This is a genomic window from Halochromatium sp. (assembly GCF_046541315.1).
GTDB lineage: Bacteria > Pseudomonadota > Gammaproteobacteria > Chromatiales > Chromatiaceae > Lamprobacter.
Genome location: NZ_JBKHDN010000047.1, coordinates 1 through 15,536, shown reverse-complemented (window position 1 = coordinate 15,536; position 15,536 = coordinate 1). Strand labels below are relative to the sequence as shown.

Annotated in this window: 17 protein-coding genes; 7 read left to right on the top strand and 10 right to left on the bottom strand. The window is 67.5% G+C overall.

From position 1 onward, the window contains the following. Window positions 1–5: 5 nt before the first annotated feature. Complete coding sequence (locus ACLFQI_RS05265; RefSeq protein WP_410757830.1) at window positions 6–1,097, top strand: efflux RND transporter periplasmic adaptor subunit; 1,092 nt, start codon at window positions 6–8, stop codon at window positions 1,095–1,097. After that, window positions 1,094–4,234 carry an efflux RND transporter permease subunit gene (locus ACLFQI_RS05260; protein ID WP_410757828.1) on the top strand — a complete coding sequence of 1,047 codons (3,141 nt, stop codon included), beginning with the start codon at window positions 1,094–1,096 and terminating at the stop codon, window positions 4,232–4,234. Before ACLFQI_RS05265 ends, ACLFQI_RS05260 begins: the two co-directional genes overlap by 4 nt. Before the next feature lie 15 nt (window positions 4,235–4,249). Here ACLFQI_RS05260 and rpmG read toward each other — a convergent pair whose 3' ends face one another. The 3 genes from rpmG to radC all read right to left on the bottom strand — a co-directional run bounded on the left by rpmG (window position 4,250) and on the right by radC (window position 5,598). After that, window positions 4,250–4,417, bottom strand: coding sequence for a 50S ribosomal protein L33 (rpmG, locus tag ACLFQI_RS05255; protein WP_410757827.1), 168 nt, complete (start codon window positions 4,415–4,417; stop codon window positions 4,250–4,252). 35 nt (window positions 4,418–4,452) lie between these two features. After that, complete coding sequence (gene rpmB, locus ACLFQI_RS05250; protein ID WP_410757826.1) at window positions 4,453–4,689, bottom strand: 50S ribosomal protein L28; 237 nt, start codon at window positions 4,687–4,689, stop codon at window positions 4,453–4,455. Window positions 4,690–4,920: 231 nt separating this feature from the next. Then, window positions 4,921–5,598: a RadC family protein gene (gene radC, locus ACLFQI_RS05245; protein WP_410757825.1), complete on the bottom strand. Its 678-nt coding sequence runs from the start codon at window positions 5,596–5,598 to the stop codon at window positions 4,921–4,923. Between the two features lie 139 nt (window positions 5,599–5,737). Between radC and coaBC the strand changes: the two genes are divergently transcribed. The 3 genes from coaBC to argB all read left to right on the top strand — a co-directional run bounded on the left by coaBC (window position 5,738) and on the right by argB (window position 8,575). Further along, window positions 5,738–7,129, top strand: a complete 1,392-nt coding sequence (gene coaBC, locus ACLFQI_RS05240) for a bifunctional phosphopantothenoylcysteine decarboxylase/phosphopantothenate--cysteine ligase CoaBC (RefSeq protein ID WP_410757824.1) — start codon at window positions 5,738–5,740, stop codon at window positions 7,127–7,129. Next, a complete protein-coding gene (gene dut, locus ACLFQI_RS05235; RefSeq protein WP_410757823.1) occupies window positions 7,107–7,565 on the top strand; it encodes a dUTP diphosphatase in 459 nt (152 codons plus the stop codon). Before coaBC ends, dut begins: the two co-directional genes overlap by 23 nt. Before the next feature lie 113 nt (window positions 7,566–7,678). Further along, window positions 7,679–8,575: an acetylglutamate kinase gene (gene argB / locus ACLFQI_RS05230; protein WP_410757822.1), complete on the top strand. Its 897-nt coding sequence runs from the start codon at window positions 7,679–7,681 to the stop codon at window positions 8,573–8,575. Window positions 8,576–8,596: 21 nt separating this feature from the next. Here argB and pyrE read toward each other — a convergent pair whose 3' ends face one another. Then, complete coding sequence (gene pyrE, locus ACLFQI_RS05225; RefSeq protein WP_410757821.1) at window positions 8,597–9,244, bottom strand: orotate phosphoribosyltransferase; 648 nt, start codon at window positions 9,242–9,244, stop codon at window positions 8,597–8,599. Window positions 9,245–9,456: 212 nt separating this feature from the next. Here pyrE and ACLFQI_RS05220 point away from each other — a divergent pair, with 212 nt between their 5' ends. Beyond that, window positions 9,457–10,140, top strand: coding sequence for a sulfite exporter TauE/SafE family protein (locus ACLFQI_RS05220; protein ID WP_410757829.1), 684 nt, complete (start codon window positions 9,457–9,459; stop codon window positions 10,138–10,140). Between the two features lie 3 nt (window positions 10,141–10,143). Here ACLFQI_RS05220 and ACLFQI_RS05215 read toward each other — a convergent pair whose 3' ends face one another. The 6 genes from ACLFQI_RS05215 to rph form a co-directional block, all read right to left on the bottom strand. Further along, window positions 10,144–10,458, bottom strand: coding sequence for a DUF167 domain-containing protein (locus tag ACLFQI_RS05215; protein WP_410757820.1), 315 nt, complete (start codon window positions 10,456–10,458; stop codon window positions 10,144–10,146). 13 nt (window positions 10,459–10,471) lie between these two features. Continuing rightward, window positions 10,472–11,047 carry a YggT family protein gene (locus ACLFQI_RS05210; RefSeq protein WP_410757819.1) on the bottom strand — a complete coding sequence of 192 codons (576 nt, stop codon included), beginning with the start codon at window positions 11,045–11,047 and terminating at the stop codon, window positions 10,472–10,474. Further along, window positions 11,044–11,880 carry a pyrroline-5-carboxylate reductase gene (gene proC / locus ACLFQI_RS05205; protein WP_410757818.1) on the bottom strand — a complete coding sequence of 279 codons (837 nt, stop codon included), beginning with the start codon at window positions 11,878–11,880 and terminating at the stop codon, window positions 11,044–11,046. The genes ACLFQI_RS05210 and proC overlap by 4 nt, the downstream gene beginning before the upstream one ends. Window positions 11,881–11,938: 58 nt before the next feature. Then, a complete protein-coding gene (locus ACLFQI_RS05200; RefSeq protein WP_410757817.1) occupies window positions 11,939–12,670 on the bottom strand; it encodes a YggS family pyridoxal phosphate-dependent enzyme in 732 nt (243 codons plus the stop codon). Then, window positions 12,667–13,521 (bottom strand): non-canonical purine NTP pyrophosphatase, encoded by an 855-nt coding sequence (locus tag ACLFQI_RS05195; RefSeq protein ID WP_410757816.1) that lies wholly within the window; start codon window positions 13,519–13,521, stop codon window positions 12,667–12,669. The genes ACLFQI_RS05200 and ACLFQI_RS05195 overlap by 4 nt, the downstream gene beginning before the upstream one ends. 115 nt (window positions 13,522–13,636) lie before the next feature. Continuing rightward, window positions 13,637–14,353 (bottom strand): ribonuclease PH, encoded by a 717-nt coding sequence (rph, locus tag ACLFQI_RS05190; protein WP_410757815.1) that lies wholly within the window; start codon window positions 14,351–14,353, stop codon window positions 13,637–13,639. Between the two features lie 195 nt (window positions 14,354–14,548). Between rph and ACLFQI_RS05185 the strand changes: the two genes are divergently transcribed. Further along, a complete protein-coding gene (locus tag ACLFQI_RS05185) occupies window positions 14,549–15,424 on the top strand; it encodes a YicC/YloC family endoribonuclease (protein ID WP_410757814.1) in 876 nt (291 codons plus the stop codon). Window positions 15,425–15,536: the final 112 nt, after the last annotated feature.

The window sequence follows — 15,536 nt, the reverse complement described above, 5'->3', positions numbered from 1 at the left end:
TAGCCATCCTGTGCCTGATCGCGGGCTTGGTCGCGGGTAGGGCCTGGGCGCAGCCGGATCAGCCGCAAGCGCCTGGGGTGATTCTGAGCGAGGCGCGAACCGAAACCATCGCCGATCGCGTCGAGGCCCTGGGCACGCTGCGCGCGAACGAGTCGGTGACGATCACGGCAACGGTCACCGAGACCCTCTCGGCGATCCATTTCGACGATGGTCAGCGGGTCGCGGCCGGCGACATCCTGGTCGAGATGACCAGTCGCGAGCAGCATGCGCGCCTGGAGGAGGCGCAGGCCAGGCTCGCCGAGGCCGAGCAGCAGTATGAGCGGGTGAAGTCGCTGGAAGCGAGCGGCTCGGCCTCGGCCTCGTTGCTCGATGAGCGGCGCCGCGATCTGCGCGCCGCGCGCGCGACCTTGGCCGCGATCGAGTCGCAGCTCGCCGATCGGCTGATCAAGGCGCCGTTCGATGGCGTGGTCGGTCTGCGTGACATCAGCCTGGGCGCACTGGTCGAGCCTGGCGATGTGATCACCACGCTCGATGAAGATCGCGTCATGAAGCTCGATTTCCCGGTGCCCAGCCTGTTCTTGCCGTCGCTGGTACCGGGGCTGGCGATCGAGGCGCAAGCGTCGGCCCTCGGGGGGCGGACCTTCGCGGGCGAGGTCGCCAGCGTGTCGAGCCGCGTCGATCCCGTCACCCGCAGCGTGCAGGTGCGCGCGTTGATCGACAATCCAGAGCGCCTGCTACGGCCCGGCCTGCTGATGCGCGTGGAACTCTTGCGCGATCCGCGCGAGGCGGTGATGGTGCCGGAGGCGGCGATCCTGCAACGAGGTCGCGAGCAGACGCTGCTGGTGGTCGAGGAGGATGCCGAGGGGCGGATGATGGCACGGCGGCGCTCGGTGCGGGTCGGGCTGCGGCGCCCCGGCGAGGTCGAGATCGTCGCTGGCCTCTCGCCGGGCGAGCGCGTGATTACCCACGGTGCGGATAAGGCGCGCGCGGATCAGCCGGTGCGGGTACGGGCGATCGACGATGGCAGCCGACCGCTGAGCGAACTCATCGCGCAGCCGGCGGAAGCAAACGGTCAGGATACGGAGCGGATGCCGTGATCCTGTCCGATCTCGCCGTCACGCGCCCGGTCTTCGCCAGTGTGCTGTCGCTGCTGCTGGTCGCCTTCGGGCTGGTCGCCTTCGATCGCTTGCCGCTGCGCGAGTATCCCGATATCGATCCGCCGGTGGTCTCGGTCGAGACCGTCTATCCGGGCGCGGCGGCGTCGGTGGTCGAGACCCGCATCACGCAGCCGATCGAGGATCGCATCGCCGGGGTCGAGGGCATCGAGCGCATCGAGTCGACCTCCGAGGACGGCGAATCCAAGATCACCATCGAGTTCCAGGTCGGGCGCGATATCGACGGCGCCGCCAACGATGTGCGCGATCGCGTCTCTGGCGTGCTCGACCAGCTCCCGGTCGAGGCCGATCCGCCGGACATCCAGAAGGTCGACAGCAGCGATGACGTGATCATGTGGCTGAATCTGTCCAGCGAGCAGATGAGCGTGCCGGAACTCACCGACTACGCGCGGCGCCACCTGGTCGATCGTCTCTCGGTGCTCGATGGCGTCGCGCGGGTGCGCCTCGGCGGTAGCCAGACCTACGCGATGCGGGTGTGGATCGACCGCAATGCGCTGGCCGCGCGGGGACTGACGGTGAGCGATGTCGAGCAGACCTTGCGCGCGGAGAACGTCGAACTGCCGGCCGGCGGGGTGGAGTCGATCGATCGTCAGTTCAGCGTGCGCACCGAGCGCAGCTTCCGCACCGCAGAGGATTTCGCGCGCTTGGCGATCGCGCGCGGCGAGGATGGCTATCTGGTGCGCTTGGGCGATGTCGCGCGGGTCGAGCGCGGCACCGAGGAGGATCGCACCCTGTTTCGCGGCAACGGCAAGCCGATGGTCGGCTTGGGCATCATCAAGCAATCGACCGCCAATACCATCGCCGTCGCCGACGCGGCCAAGGCCGAGATAGCGCGCATCAATCCGACGCTGCCCGAGGGCATGCGGATCTTCCAGAGCTACGACACCTCGATCTTCGTCAAGGACGCGATCCACGAGGTCTACAAGACGTTGGCGATCGCGATCCTGCTGGTGGTGCTGGTGATCTTCCTGTTCCTCGGCTCGGTGCGGGCGATGCTGGTGCCGGCGGTGACGGTGCCCGTCTCGTTGATCGCGACCTTCAGCGTGCTGCTCGCGCTCGACTTCTCGGTCAATATCCTGACGCTGCTGGCACTGGTGTTGGCGATCGGCCTGGTGGTCGACGATGCCATCGTCGTGCTCGAAAACATCCATCGGCGCATGGAGCAGTATGGCGAGACGCGCTTGGTCGCCGCCTATCGGGGCACGCGTCAGGTCGGCTTTGCGGTCATCGCCACCACCATCGTCCTGATCGCCGTGTTTCTGCCGATCGCCTTCCTCCAGGGCGACATCGGGCGGCTGTTCTCGGAGTTCGCGCTGACCATGGCGGCGGCGGTGAGCTTCTCGACCTTCGTCGCGCTGACCCTCTCGCCGATGTTGGCGTCGAAGGTCTTGCCGCAGGCGCATCGGCGGATCAGCCTGACTGCGGGCATCGACTGGGCCTTCGAGCGCTTGCGTGGCGGTTATACCTGGCTGTTGGCGTTCTTCCTGCACCAGCGCTGGCTGATCATGGCGCTGTTGGTGGTCACCCTGGGGCTGGCCTGGTGGCTGTTCGAGCAATTGCCGAACGAGTACGCGCCGAGCGAGGATCGCGGCGCCTTCTTCGTGCTGGTCAACGGTCCCGAGGGCGCGTCCTTCTCCTACATGGAGGACTACATGGACGAGATCGAGCGCCGGCTGTTGCCCTATGCCGAATCCGGCGAGGCGATCCGGGTCTTGGTGCGCGCGCCGCGCGCGTTCGGCAACACCGAGGTGTTCAACAGCGGCATCGCGATCATGGTGATGGCGCCGTTCGGCGAGCGCCGGCCGAGTCAGGTGGTGATGGATGAGATCCGCGCCAAGCTCGACGACTTGCCCGGTGTGCGCGCCTTCCCGGTGATGCGCCAGGGCTTCGGCGGACGCATTGCGAAACCGGTCCAGTTCGTCATCGGTGGCGGCACCTACGAGGAGCTATCGGACTGGCGCGACACCCTGGTCGCCGAGATCGAGAAGGACAACCCCGGTTTGCAGGGCCTGGACTGGGATTACAAGGAGACCAAGCCGCAACTGCGCGTGGAGATCGACTACGACCGGGCAGCCGATCTAGGCGTGACGGTCGAGACCATCGGCCGCACCCTGGAAACCATGCTCGGCTCGCGCCGAGTGACGACCTATCTGGATGCCGGCGAGGAGTACGATGTCATCATCGAGGGCGAGCGCGACGAGCAGCGCACCCCGGCGAGCTTGAGCAATCTCTATGTGCGCTCGCAAAAGACCGCCGAGCTGATCCCGCTCTCGAACCTGGTGCGAGTCACCGAGACCGCGGCCTCCAAGAGCCTGAACCGCTTCAACCGGGTGCGCGCGATCACGCTGGAGGCCAATCTGGCCGATGAGCTGCCGTTGGGCGAGGCGCTCGCCTATCTGAACGCGCTCGCGGCCGAGCATCTGCCCGATCAGGCGATCGTCGATTACAAGGGGCAGTCGGCGGACTTCCAGGAGTCCAGCCAGGGCATCCTGTTCGTCTTCCTGCTCGGCATCGCGGTGGTCTATCTGGTGCTGGCGGCCCAGTTCGAGAGCTGGGTGCATCCGCTGGTGATCATGCTGACCGTGCCGCTGGCGATGGCCGGCGCCTTGTTCGGCCTCTGGCTGACCGGGCAGTCGCTGAATATCTACAGCCAGATCGGTCTGATCATGCTGGTGGGACTGTCGGCGAAGAACGGCATCCTGATCGTCGAGTTCGCCAATCAGCTGCGCGATGAGGGCAAGGACTTCGATGCGGCCTTGCTGGAGGCGGCGGATGTGCGGCTGCGGCCGATCATCATGACCGGCATCACCACCGCCGCCGGCTCGATCCCGCTCTTGCTCAGCAGCGGTGCCGGCGCCGAGACCCGCACCGTGATCGGCACCGTGATCCTGTTCGGCGTGCTGGCAGCGACGCTGTTCACGCTGTTCGTGGTGCCGGTCGCCTACTCGGCGCTGGCGCGGGGCACCCAATCGCCTGGGGCGGTCGAGCGACGGCTGGAGGAGGAACAGGAGCGCGCGCGGCAACCGGCGCAGTCGCCGCCGCTGACTCCCAAGCCTTAACGGCAGAAGCCTCAGTTACTTGATCTTGCCTTCCTTGTACATCACGTGCTGGCGCACGACGGGATCGAACTTCTTGATCTCCATCTTGCCCGGCTGATTGCGCTTGTTCTTGCTGGTGGTGTAGAAGTGCCCGGTTCCAGCGCTGGAGTTCAGGCGAATCTTTTCGCGTGCGGCCTTGGCCATGGTTGCTCGCTCCTAAGGGTGATGTCGATGGATGCTCAGACGCGCTCGCCGCGCCCGCGCAGGTCGGAAAGGACCGCGTCGATGCCGAGCTTGTCGATGATGCGCATGCCTTTGGTCGAGACGCGCAGGCGCACCCAGCGGTTCTCGCTCTCGACCCAGAAGCGATGGTAGTGCAGGTTCGGCAGGAACCGGCGCTTGGTCTTGTTGTGGGCGTGGGAAACGTTGAAACCGGTCAGCGGCCGTTTGCCGGTGACCTGACAGATCTTGGACATGATGCAAGGCTCCGATGCGGAATGATCTCTGGGGCGATGGGGCGGTCGAGTCCTTGGGCGATTTCCGTCAATCGCCTCGAGCCGGCCGCTGCCGCGACGCGCGCCGCCGAGACGGGAAGCTGGCAGGTCGCGACGAGGGCAAAAGACTAAGCCGATAAACGCTAATGGAAAATGCGGCGAGCGTCAACTGCCAGATCTTGCCGCTGTCTCTGTGCGACCCCTCCTCGGTGTCTAAATCAGGCCGCGCTCGGCGAACGAGGTGCCGTCGCCCGCGCCAACGATGATGTGATCGAGCACGCGCACCTCGACCAATTGAAGCGCCTCTTGCAGGCGTTTGGTGATATGCAGATCGGCCTGGCTCGGCTCGGCGACGCCGCTGGGATGGTTATGGGCGAAGATCACCGCCGCGGCGTTCCAGCGGATGGCCTCCTTGACGACCTCGCGCGTGTGCACACTAGCCCCATCGATGGTGCCGCGGAACAGCTCTTGATACTCGATGACGCGGTGGCGGTTATCGAGGAAGAGGCAGGCGAAGACCTCGTGCGCGAGTCCGCGCAGGCGCAATTTGAGATAGTCGCGGGTGGCGTCCGGGCTGGTCAGCACATCGCGGCCGGTGATCTCCTCGCGCAGGTAGCGGCGGTTGATCTCCATCACCGCCTGGAGTTGCACGTATTTCGCGTCGCCGAGGCCCTTGGCCTTGCAGAACTCGTTCTGGCTCGCGGCCAGCAGGCCGGACAGGCCGCCGAAGGTCGCGATCAGGTCGCGTGCCAGATCGATGGCGCTTTTGCCGGCGATGCCGGTGCGCAGGAAGATCGCTAGCAGCTCGGCATCGGTCAGCGCGTTGGCGCCGCGCTTGAGCAATTTCTCGCGTGGGCGCTCGTCCTCGGGCATGTCGGTGATCTTGGTCATCGCAATCTCCTTGGTTGAATCCCCGGTCTTCAGGGCGGACGCTGCGAAAGCGCTGGCTGGACCTTGGATGACCGGGGCGGTCCCTCAATCATGCCTGTGATGGCGCGGCAAGGGGCGCGCGATCGGGTATCATTCGCCGATGTCTTCCACCAAGTCCGAACCCTCGACGTTGCCGTCCACGTCCAGCGTGCCAGAATCCGCGCCCAGCACGCCAGCATCGCCAGCGCGCCCGTTACGCCTGCTGCTTGGCGTCAGCGGCGGCATCGCGGCCTACAAGAGCGCGGAGCTGGTACGACGTCTGCGCGAGCGCGACGCCGAGGTGCGGGTGGTGATGACGCGCGCGGCGCAGGCCTTCATCACGCCATTGACCTTGCAGGCGGTGAGTGGCCGGCTGGTGCGCACGGATCTGCTCAGCCCCGAGGCCGAGGCGGGGATGGATCATATCGCGCTGGCGCGCTGGGCCGATCAGGTGCTGATCGCGCCGGCGACCGCCGATCTGATCGCGCGTTTGGCCGCGGGGCTGGCCGATGATCTCCTGACCACGCTGGTACTGGCGACGACGGCACCGGTCGCGATCGCGCCGGCGATGAACCCGCAGATGTGGGCGCATCCCGCCACGCAGGAGAATGCGCGACGTCTGGCCGCGCGTGGGGTGCGTCTCATCGGCCCGGCGGTGGGCGCGCAGGCCTGCGGCGAGCAGGGCGCTGGGCGCATGGTGGAGCCGAACGCGATCGCCGAGGCCATACTGGCAGGACTGAAAGACCAAGGCGCGCGGCAACAGGACGCTGCCGCGTCAGGCCTGGCCAGAGGGACGACGATCCGGCGGGATTGGGCCGCCGAGGGTTCGGCCTCCGGCCTCTCCGCGGGCCACCCGTTGGCCGGGCAGCGGGTGCTGATGACGGTGGGACCGACGCGCGAGGCGATCGACCCGGTGCGCTTCATCGGCAATCGCAGTTCCGGCAAGATGGGCTATGCCCTTGCCGAGGCGCTGCGTGCCTGCGGTGCGCAGGTGACGCTCGTCGCCGGGCCGACCAGCGCGTCGGCGCCGGTCGGGATTGCGCGGGTGGAGGTTGAATCGGCGCTGGAGATGGAGGCGGCAGTGATGGCGCGCGTTGCCGACTGCGCGCTGTTCGTCGCGACCGCGGCGGTGGCCGACTACCGGCCTGTGACCGCTGCCGGGAGCAAGCTCAAGAAGTCAGCGGAAGAGATGACCCTGCGGCTGGTACGCAATCCCGATATCCTGGCCCGCGTCGCGGCGCTGCCGAGCGCGCCGTTCACGGTCGGTTTCGCCGCCGAGACCGACGACCCCGAAGGCCATGCGCGCGGCAAGCTCGAGGCCAAGCGCCTGTCGCTGATCGCCGCCAATCGGGTCGGCGCCGGGCCGGGCGGGTTCGAGTCCGATGAGAATGCGCTGCTCTGCCTGTGGCCCGACGGCGGCCGGCGCGAACTGCCACTGATGCCGAAGCCGGCGCTGGCCACGGCGCTGGCCGAGCTGATCGCCGAACGCTATGCCGCACAGTCTGCAAGTTAAGCTGTTGGATCGACGGCTCGGGCGCGATTTCCCGCTGCCGGCCTATGCCACCGCCGGCGCGGCCGGGTTGGATCTGCGCGCGATGCTGGAGACGCCGCTCGACTTGGCCGCCGGCGCGGTCGAGCTGATCCCGACCGGCTTGGCGATCCATATCGCCGATCCCGGGTTGGCGGCGATGATCCTGCCGCGCTCCGGGCTCGGGCACAAGCATGGCATCGTGCTCGGCAACCTGGTCGGGCTGATCGATTCCGATTACCAGGGCCCGCTCATGGTCTCCTGCTGGAATCGCGGCGTCGAGCCGTTCCGCATCGAGCCCGGCGAGCGCATCGCGCAGCTGGTGCTGGTGCCGGTGGTGCATGCCGAGCTTGAGTTGGTGAACACATTCGACGCGAGCGCGCGCGGCGAGGGCGGTTTCGGGCATAGCGGCCGGCACTGATCGCCGGCACGGATCGCCGATCGGGCGCCGGTCATGGCTCCCGATGCCCCCTTCTGCAAACCTGTCTCAATCGGTCATCCTTGGCGGCCGATGTTTTGATGCGAGGAGTTTCGATGTCGATCGCTGCATACAGTGCCCAGAATATCGCCCACGTCCTGACCGAGGCGCTGCCCTATATTCGCCGCTTCTCGGGCAAGACCATGGTCATCAAGTATGGCGGCAACGCCATGGTCGAGCAGGCGCTCAAGGATGGCTTCGCGCGCGATATCGTGTTGATGAAGCTGGTCGGGATCAATCCGGTGGTGGTGCATGGCGGCGGGCCGCAGATCGGCGATCTGCTCAAGCGGCTCGGCAAGGCGACCGAGTTCGTCCAGGGCATGCGCGTCACCGACAGCGAGACCATGGACGTGGTCGAGATGGTGCTCGGCGGGCTGGTGAACAAGGAGATCGTCAACCTGCTCAATCGCCATGGTGGCGCGGCGGTCGGTCTCACCGGCAAGGATGGCGATCTGATCCGCGCCCGCAAGCTCGTGCTGCACCGCGATGCGCCGGAGCTGGAGGCCCCCGAGATCCTCGATCTGGGCCATGTCGGCGAGGTCGACAGCATCGATCCCGGCGTGATCAACATGCTGGTGCAAGGCGATTTCATCCCGGTGGTCGCGCCGATCGGCGTCGGCAAGGATGGCTTCTCGTACAACATCAACGCCGATCTGGTCGCCGGCAAGATGGCCGAGGTCCTGCGCGCCGAGAAGCTGGTGCTGCTGACCAATACCGCCGGGCTCCTCGATGAACAGGGCGAGCTGATCCGCCAGCTCGAGGTCGCGCGGGTGAATCAGCTCATCGCCGCGGGCGTGATCCAGGGCGGCATGCTGCCGAAGATCCGTTGCGCGCTCGAGGCGGTGCAAGGTGGGGTGCGCGCCGCGCACATCCTCGACGGCCGCGTCGAGCACGCGGTACTGCTCGATCTGTTCACCGATGAAGGGGTGGGAACGCTGATCCGAGGGCGTTGAACGCGTCGCCAGCCCTGCGCGCTAGGCGCAGCCGTACTCGGCGCGATAGTCGGCCAGGGCCGCCAGCGTCGCCGCTGAGACCGTCCCGGTCTCAGCGGCGAATTGGATCAGCGCGTCCAGATCGACGATGCTCTGCACCGGGATGCCGTAGCGCGCGCGCGCCTCCTGGATGGCCGAGCTACCACCTGCACCGCGCTCTTGGCGATCCAATGCGATAATCACGCCGGCGAGTCGCGCGCCGGCCTGCTCGATCAGGACCGCGGATTCGCGCACCGAGGTGCCGGCGGTGATGACGTCGTCGATCAGCAGTACATCGCCGCGCAAGGGACTGCCGACGATCAGGCCGCCCTCGCCGTGATCCTTGGCCTCCTTGCGGTTGAACGCGAACGGAGTCTCGCGGCCCTGCTCGTGGGCGAGCGCGATGGCGGTGGCGGCGGCGAGCGGAATGCCCTTGTAGGCGGGACCGAAGAGGACATCGGTCCGCAGGCCGGTGGCGACGATGGCTTGGGCATAGAAATGGCCGAGTTTGCCGAGGCTCGCGCCGGTATTGAAGCCACCGGCATTGAAGAAATACGGGCTGACGCGACCGGACTTGAGGGTAAAGCTGCCGAAGCGCAGCACGCCGGTCTCGATCGCGAAACGGAGGAAATCTCGTTGATAGGAATGCATGGCGCCGTTTGGTCTCTGTCGTCATCGTCTCTGGCGTTGTTATCGGGCCGGCATCATAGCCCGAGTTCGGCGTCGCGTCCGCAGGCGCACAGCGCGAGCCTGCGATCTCGCCGCCGCGTCTGGCCAGCGTCGCGTCCGCAGGGGCAATCCCCGTTGCGCGTCCGTTCTTGCCGAGCCTTCCGGCGCGCGGGGCATCCGCGCGGGGGCTGCCGATGATCGCCGGTTCATTGCTGACGGCCTGGCTGGTCGGCCTGCTCGGCGGGGTGCATTGCGTGGGCATGTGCGGCGGGATCGTCGCCACCCTCACCGCCGGGCTGCCGCGTGAGCAGCGTCAGCGGTTCTCGCGCCAGTTGCCGTTCCAGTTGGCCTACAACCTCGGGCGCATCCTGAGCTATACGATCGCCGGCGCGCTGATGGGCGCGCTGGGCGCGGTCGCGTTCGAGTTCCTGCCGCTGCATCTGGCCCAGCGCGCGCTCTATCTGATCGCCGCGGGGTTCATGCTGGCGCTCGGGTTCTACCTGGGCGGCTGGTGGCAGGGGCTGACCCGCGTCGAGCGGCTCGGGGCGCGGCTCTGGCGGCGGATCGAGCCGCTCGGGCGCCGTTTCCTGCCGGTGCGCCATTGGCGCCAGGCGTTGGCCGTCGGGCTGGTCTGGGGCTGGCTGCCCTGTGGGCTGGTCTACAGCGTGCTGATCTGGTCAGCGGGCTCGGGTGGGCCGCTGCGGGGGGCGCTGTTGATGCTGGCGTTCGGGCTCGGAACCTTGCCCAATCTGCTCGGGCTCGGCCTGCTGGCCGGCGCCGCCGCGCGCCTCGGCGAGCAACGCTGGTTGCGCCAGCTCGCCGGCATCTTGGTGATCGGATTCGGTCTCTACGCGCTCTGGCAGGTGTTGGTGCTTTAGGCATCAGCGCTCACCACGCGCAGCCACGATACCCAGCGTCAGCCGTTGCGGGTTCGCGATCCGCAACTGCTTGGTGCGGCTCTGCTGACCACTGACCAGCTCGACCGCGCTGCGCGGCACGCCGAAACACTCGGCGATGAAGCGCAGTAGTTCGGCGTTGGCGCGGCCATCGACCGGCGGTGCCTTGAGCTTGACCTTGCGGGCATCGCCGAACGGTTCGGCGAAGGCGTTGCGGCCAGCGCGCGGTTGCACGCGCAGCCGCAGCAGCAGGTCCTCACCGTCCCAGCGATACCAATGCGTGTCCTGCGGGTCGGACATCGGCACATCCGGCTCAGAACGGACTTCCGGTCAGCAGCCGCAGCGGCGGCAGCAACAGCATTTCGAGCAACACCAGGCCGATCATCACCACCATCGGCGACAGATCGATGCCGCTCATCGTGGGCAGCAGGCGCTGGGCCGGCCGCATGATGGGTTCGGTGACATCGTTGAGCAGCATCACCGCCGGATTGTACGGGTCGGGATTGACCCAGCTCAGGATGACCCGGATCAGCACCGCGAACAGGAACAGGCTGATGATCAACGAGACCAGTCCCGGCAGGGCCCAGGCGAACGCGGCCAGGGGATTGCGCCCGAGTCCCATCAGCATCGACAAGAGCGCCAGTTCGCAGGCCTTCAAGACCCAGGCCAGCACGATGGCGGAGAGATCGAGCCCGGCATAGCCGGGGATCACCTTGCGCAGGGGCCGCAGCACCGGCGAGGTCAGCTTGACCACGAACTGCGAGATCGGATTGTAGAAGTCGGCCCGCGCCCATTGCAGCAGGAAGCGGATGAGGACCAGGCTGATATAGAGCCCGAACAGGGTCTTGACCAGAAAGATCAAGGGGTTGGTGAAGTAGGCCTCGGTCATTTGTCCTCCGCGATCAGTTCGGAAAGCGCATGCGCGCGCTGCCGGGCGGCGGCCAGCGCGCGCCGCGTCAGGGCCGGCAGCCCGCCGTCCTCGAAGACGGCGATGGCGCGTTCGGTGGTGCCGCCGGGCGAGGTCACGCGTTGGCGCAGTTGGCGGGGCGATTCATCGCTCTCGACCGCCATGCGCGCGGCGCCCAGGGCGGTTTGGATGCTGAGCAGGCGGGCGCCCTCGGCATCGAGACCCTCGGCGATGGCGGCTTCCTCCAAGGCCTCCATGAACAGGAAGAAATAGGCCGGGCCACTGCCGGAGAGCGCGGTGACCGTGTCCAGCTCGGCCTCGGTCTTGACCCAGTGCGTGAGCCCGCCGGCGCGCATGATCTCCTCGGCGAGGTTGCGCTGGTCTTCCTGGATCGCCTCGGCGGCGTGCAGGCCGATGGCGCCGGACTGCACCAGCACCGGCGTATTGGGCATGGCGCGCACCAGCGGGATGGGTTGCCCGAGCCAGCCACGGATCGAGGTCTCGCTGACCCCGGCCATGACCGAGATCACCAGCGGCAGCGGCGCGGGCAGATGCATGGCGAGTTCGCGACAGACCCCGGCGGCGACCTGGGGCTTGACGCACAGCACCACCACCTCGGCCCCATCCAGGGCCGTCGCGCTGCTCGCGCAGGCGCTGATGCCGAAGCGGCCGGCGAGGGCCTCGCGTTTGCTGGTATCGGGGTCGCTGACGGTGAGCCGCGAGGCCTGGTAGCCGTCCGCGACCAGCCCGGCGATCAGGCTGCGGGCCATGTTGCCGCCGCCGATGAAGGCGATGCGCGTGTTGGTTGTGGGCATAGGCGAGACGAATCCTCGACGTCGTGGGCGATGGTGGAGAGGATGGCGGTGCCGCGTTCTAGGGGTGCCGGGGTCTGGGACCGAACACGGCGGTGCCGATGCGCACCATTGTAGCGCCCTCGGCGATGGCGGCCTCGAGATCGTCGGACATGCCCATCGAGAGGGTTGCGAGCGGCTGCCCGGGGGTCGCGAGCCGATCGCGGAGCGCGCGCAAGGCGGCGAACGGACGGCGCTGGGCGGCGCCATCCTCGGCCGGTGCCGGCAAGGTCATCAGGCCCTCGATGCGCAGCCCGTCGACTTCGGCGCAGCGCGCGAGCAGCTCCGGCAGGGCCTGCGGCTCGACGCCGGCCTTGCTGCCTTCGCCGCTGAGGTTGACCTGCAGGCAGCAGCGCAGCGGCCGATCGCTCACCGTCAGGCGATGCGCGCCGAGGCGCTGGGCATGGCGCGGGTCGCCGAGCCCATGGACCCAATCGAAGCGTTCGGCGATGGTCTTGGTCTTGTTGCTCTGGATGCGGCCGATGAAGTGCCAGTCGAGCCTCAGATCGGCGAGCAGCGCCTGCTTGTCGCAGGCCTCTTGCACATAGCTCTCGCCAAACGCGCGTTGGCCGTGCCGATGGGCGGCGCGGATCCGTGCGGCCGGCTGCACCTTGCTCACCGCGAGCAGTTGCACCGAGCCCGGCGCGCGGCCATAGCGCGCCTCGGCGGCAGCGATGCGTTCGCGCACGGCGTCGAGTTGGCTGGCGATCGCGGCTCCGACGGCGTTGTTTGGATCGTTCGCGGTGGCGATCATGGCCGACCTCCGAACGGATCTATGCGCGCCTGCGCGCCGGCTGCGTCGGCGTCGGTACGCCGATAGGGCGTCGGGCGTTCGAGCAAGGCCGCGATCAGCGCGCGTAAGGCCTGGCCGCGGTGGCTGAGCGCGTTCTTGGTCTCCGGCTCCAGCTCGGCGGCGCTCTGGCCATGCGTCGGCACGCCGAAGAGCGGGTCGTAACCGAAGCCGCGTTGGCCGCGCGGGGCGTCGAGGATCAGCCCCTCCCAGGTGCCCTGACAGATCAAGGGGGTCGGGTCGTCGGCATGGCGCAGATAGACCATCACGCATTGGAAACGGGCGCTGCGGTTGGCGTCGGGCTGCTCGGCCAGCGCGCGCAGCAGGGCCTCGTTGTTGGCCTGATCGCTGCTCTGGCCGTCCTCGGCGTGCGCGTGGCCTGCGCTGCTGGCCATGGCGGTATTGGCTGCGGTGCTGGCGCCTTCGGGGCTGGCGCCTTCGGGGCTGGCCGCAGTGGCCGGGTCGGCGCTATTCGCCGTCGTGGTGGCCGCGGCGCCCGCTGTCGTATCGGCTCGGTGAGCGTTGATGCTGGCATAACGCGCCGAGTAGATGCCGGGCGCGCCATTGAGGGCATCGACCTCGAGCCCGGAGTCGTCGGCGATCGCGGCAAGGCCGCTGCGGCGGGCGGCGTGACGGGCCTTGAGGATGGCGTTCTCGACGAAGGTTAAGCCGGTCTCCGCGACGGACTCGATGCCGAGTTCGCCTTGCGTGAGCAGGCGCAATCCGGCCGGTTCGAGCAGGGCCTGGATCTCGCGCAGCTTGCCGGCATTGTTGCTGGCGAGGACGATGGGGCTGGTGTCTGGGCTTGCGTGCATCGGTGAGGGTTCAAGTCTCGCTCAGGTCGGTGATGGCTCGATCGGTGAATGCGGTGCTGGGCGGCAAGGATCTGTGCAATCGATGCGCACGGCGCGTTGGGCGGCGCTGACCCGCTCAGTCGATCAGCACGGCGCGTTGGGCGGCGATGATCTGCGCGATCCCCTGCGCGGCCAGGTCGAGCATCGCGTTCATCTCGGCGCGCGAGAAGGGCGCCGCCTCGGCCGTGCCCTGCACCTCGATCAGCCCGCCTGCATCGGTCATCACCACGTTCATGTCGGTCTCGGCGCTGCTGTCCTCGGCGTAGTCCAGATCCAGGACCGGCGTACCGGCGTAAACGCCGACCGAGACCGCCGCGATCTGCCGTTTGAGCGGGGACTGTTGCAGCTGACCGCGGGCGATCAGTCCTTGGAGCGCGATCTGCAAGGCGATCCAGGCGCCGCTGATCGCTGCGGTGCGGGTGCCGCCATCGGCTTGGATGACATCGCAATCGAGCGTGATGGTGCGCTCGCCGAGTTGCGTCAGATCCGCCGCCGCGCGCAGCGAGCGCCCGATCAGGCGCTGGATCTCCAGCGTGCGCCCGCCCTGTTTGCCGCGTGTCGCCTCGCGTGGCGTGCGTTCACCGGTCGCGCGTGGCAGCATGCCATATTCGGCGGTGATCCAGCCCTGACCCTGGCCGCGCAGGAACGGCGGCACCCGCTCCTCGACGCTGGCGGTGCACAGCACCCGCGTCTCGCCGAACTCGGCCAACACCGATCCCTCGGCCTGGGTGGTGAAGCCGGGGGTGAAGCGCAGGGAGCGCAGCTGATCGGGTTGGCGGGCGGATGGGCGCATGGGGACTCCAAGGGCGGTCGCGTGGTTCGTTCGGGACATTGTCGCATGCTCGGCGCGGGGCCGCCGCGAGGACATTGTCTGGCGATCCGCGCAAGCGGCCATGCCACATCAACGGTCGCCAGCGTCGTGATCCATCAGCCATGGATCAAGATCGGTATCATCGCGACAAGCCCCGTCACAGCGCAGGAATCCTCTATGGTAAGAAGTATGACCGCCTTTGCCCGCCAAGATCGCAACACCGATGCAGGCGCGTTGACCTGGGAGGTGCGTAGCGTCAACCATCGTTTCCTGGAGCCTCATCTGCGCCTGCCGGATGACATGCGCGCGCTTGAGCCCAGCGTGCGCGAGGCGCTCAGCCGCTGGCTCGCTCGCGGCAAGATCGATCTCAGTCTGCGCTTGGGCGGACGCGATCCTCAAGAGGGCGGCAGCGCTGAATTGCGTGTCAATCAGGCGTTGCTCGAACAGCTGCTCAAGGCCGCCGATCAGGTGGCCAGCCGCATCGGCGAGCCGGCGGCGCCGCATCTGTTCGACCTGATGAGCTGGCCTGGCGTGCTGGAAGAGGCGCCGAAGGATCTCGAGGCGCTGAACAGTGCCGCCATGGAATTGCTGGAGCAGACGCTGACGGCGCTGGTCGCGGCCCGCGAACGCGAGGGCGCGCGCATGAAGACGCTGCTGCTGGAGCGCTGCGATAAGCTCCTCGAGCGCGTGGCCGAGGTACGCGCGCGCATGCCCGAGGTGCTCTCCGGTCTCCGCGCCCGCATCGGCGAGCGCCTCGCCGAGGTGCGCGATCAGCTCGATGAGACCCGCCTTGAGCAAGAGATGGCCCTGCTCGCGCAGCGGCTCGATGTCGACGAAGAGATGGATCGTCTCGAGAGCCACATCACCGAGATTCGCGACAATCTCGACGGCGACGAGCCGATCGGCCGCCGCCTCGACTTCCTGATGCAGGAACTCAACCGCGAGGCCAATACCCTGAGTAGCAAATCGACCGATGCCGCCGTCACGCGCGCCGCCGTCGACATGAAGGTGCTGATCGAGCAGATGCGCGAGCAGGTGCAGAATATCGAGTAGGGGGTTATGGCTGCCTTGCCACACAGCTTAGACTGCAAAGAAGCTTGAAAAAGCTAGAAAATCTGTCCTATTCAATCTTCCGTTGTCTGATGCTGTCGGCTATACTTTGAGT

Excerpts from the sequence above, each read along its gene's own strand:
- ACLFQI_RS05220 (WP_410757829.1), top strand. The coding sequence starts at position 9,457 with ATGATCGCCGGTTCATTGCTGACGGCCTGGCTGGTCGGCCTGCTCGGC.
- radC (WP_410757825.1), bottom strand. The coding sequence starts at position 5,598 with ATGACCAAGATCACCGACATGCCCGAGGACGAGCGCCCACGCGAGAAA.
- proC (WP_410757818.1), bottom strand. The coding sequence starts at position 11,880 with ATGCCCACAACCAACACGCGCATCGCCTTCATCGGCGGCGGCAACATG.
- argB (WP_410757822.1), top strand. The coding sequence starts at position 7,679 with ATGTCGATCGCTGCATACAGTGCCCAGAATATCGCCCACGTCCTGACC.
- rph (WP_410757815.1), bottom strand. The coding sequence starts at position 14,353 with ATGCGCCCATCCGCCCGCCAACCCGATCAGCTGCGCTCCCTGCGCTTC.
- pyrE (WP_410757821.1), bottom strand. The coding sequence starts at position 9,244 with ATGCATTCCTATCAACGAGATTTCCTCCGTTTCGCGATCGAGACCGGC.
- ACLFQI_RS05210 (WP_410757819.1), bottom strand. The coding sequence starts at position 11,047 with ATGACCGAGGCCTACTTCACCAACCCCTTGATCTTTCTGGTCAAGACC.
- rpmB (WP_410757826.1), bottom strand. The coding sequence starts at position 4,689 with ATGTCCAAGATCTGTCAGGTCACCGGCAAACGGCCGCTGACCGGTTTC.
- coaBC (WP_410757824.1), top strand. The coding sequence starts at position 5,738 with ATGTCTTCCACCAAGTCCGAACCCTCGACGTTGCCGTCCACGTCCAGC.
- rpmG (WP_410757827.1), bottom strand. The coding sequence starts at position 4,417 with ATGGCCAAGGCCGCACGCGAAAAGATTCGCCTGAACTCCAGCGCTGGA.
- ACLFQI_RS05185 (WP_410757814.1), top strand. The coding sequence starts at position 14,549 with ATGGTAAGAAGTATGACCGCCTTTGCCCGCCAAGATCGCAACACCGAT.
- ACLFQI_RS05200 (WP_410757817.1), bottom strand. The coding sequence starts at position 12,670 with ATGATCGCCACCGCGAACGATCCAAACAACGCCGTCGGAGCCGCGATC.
- ACLFQI_RS05215 (WP_410757820.1), bottom strand. The coding sequence starts at position 10,458 with ATGTCCGACCCGCAGGACACGCATTGGTATCGCTGGGACGGTGAGGAC.
- ACLFQI_RS05195 (WP_410757816.1), bottom strand. The coding sequence starts at position 13,521 with ATGCACGCAAGCCCAGACACCAGCCCCATCGTCCTCGCCAGCAACAAT.
- dut (WP_410757823.1), top strand. The coding sequence starts at position 7,107 with ATGCCGCACAGTCTGCAAGTTAAGCTGTTGGATCGACGGCTCGGGCGC.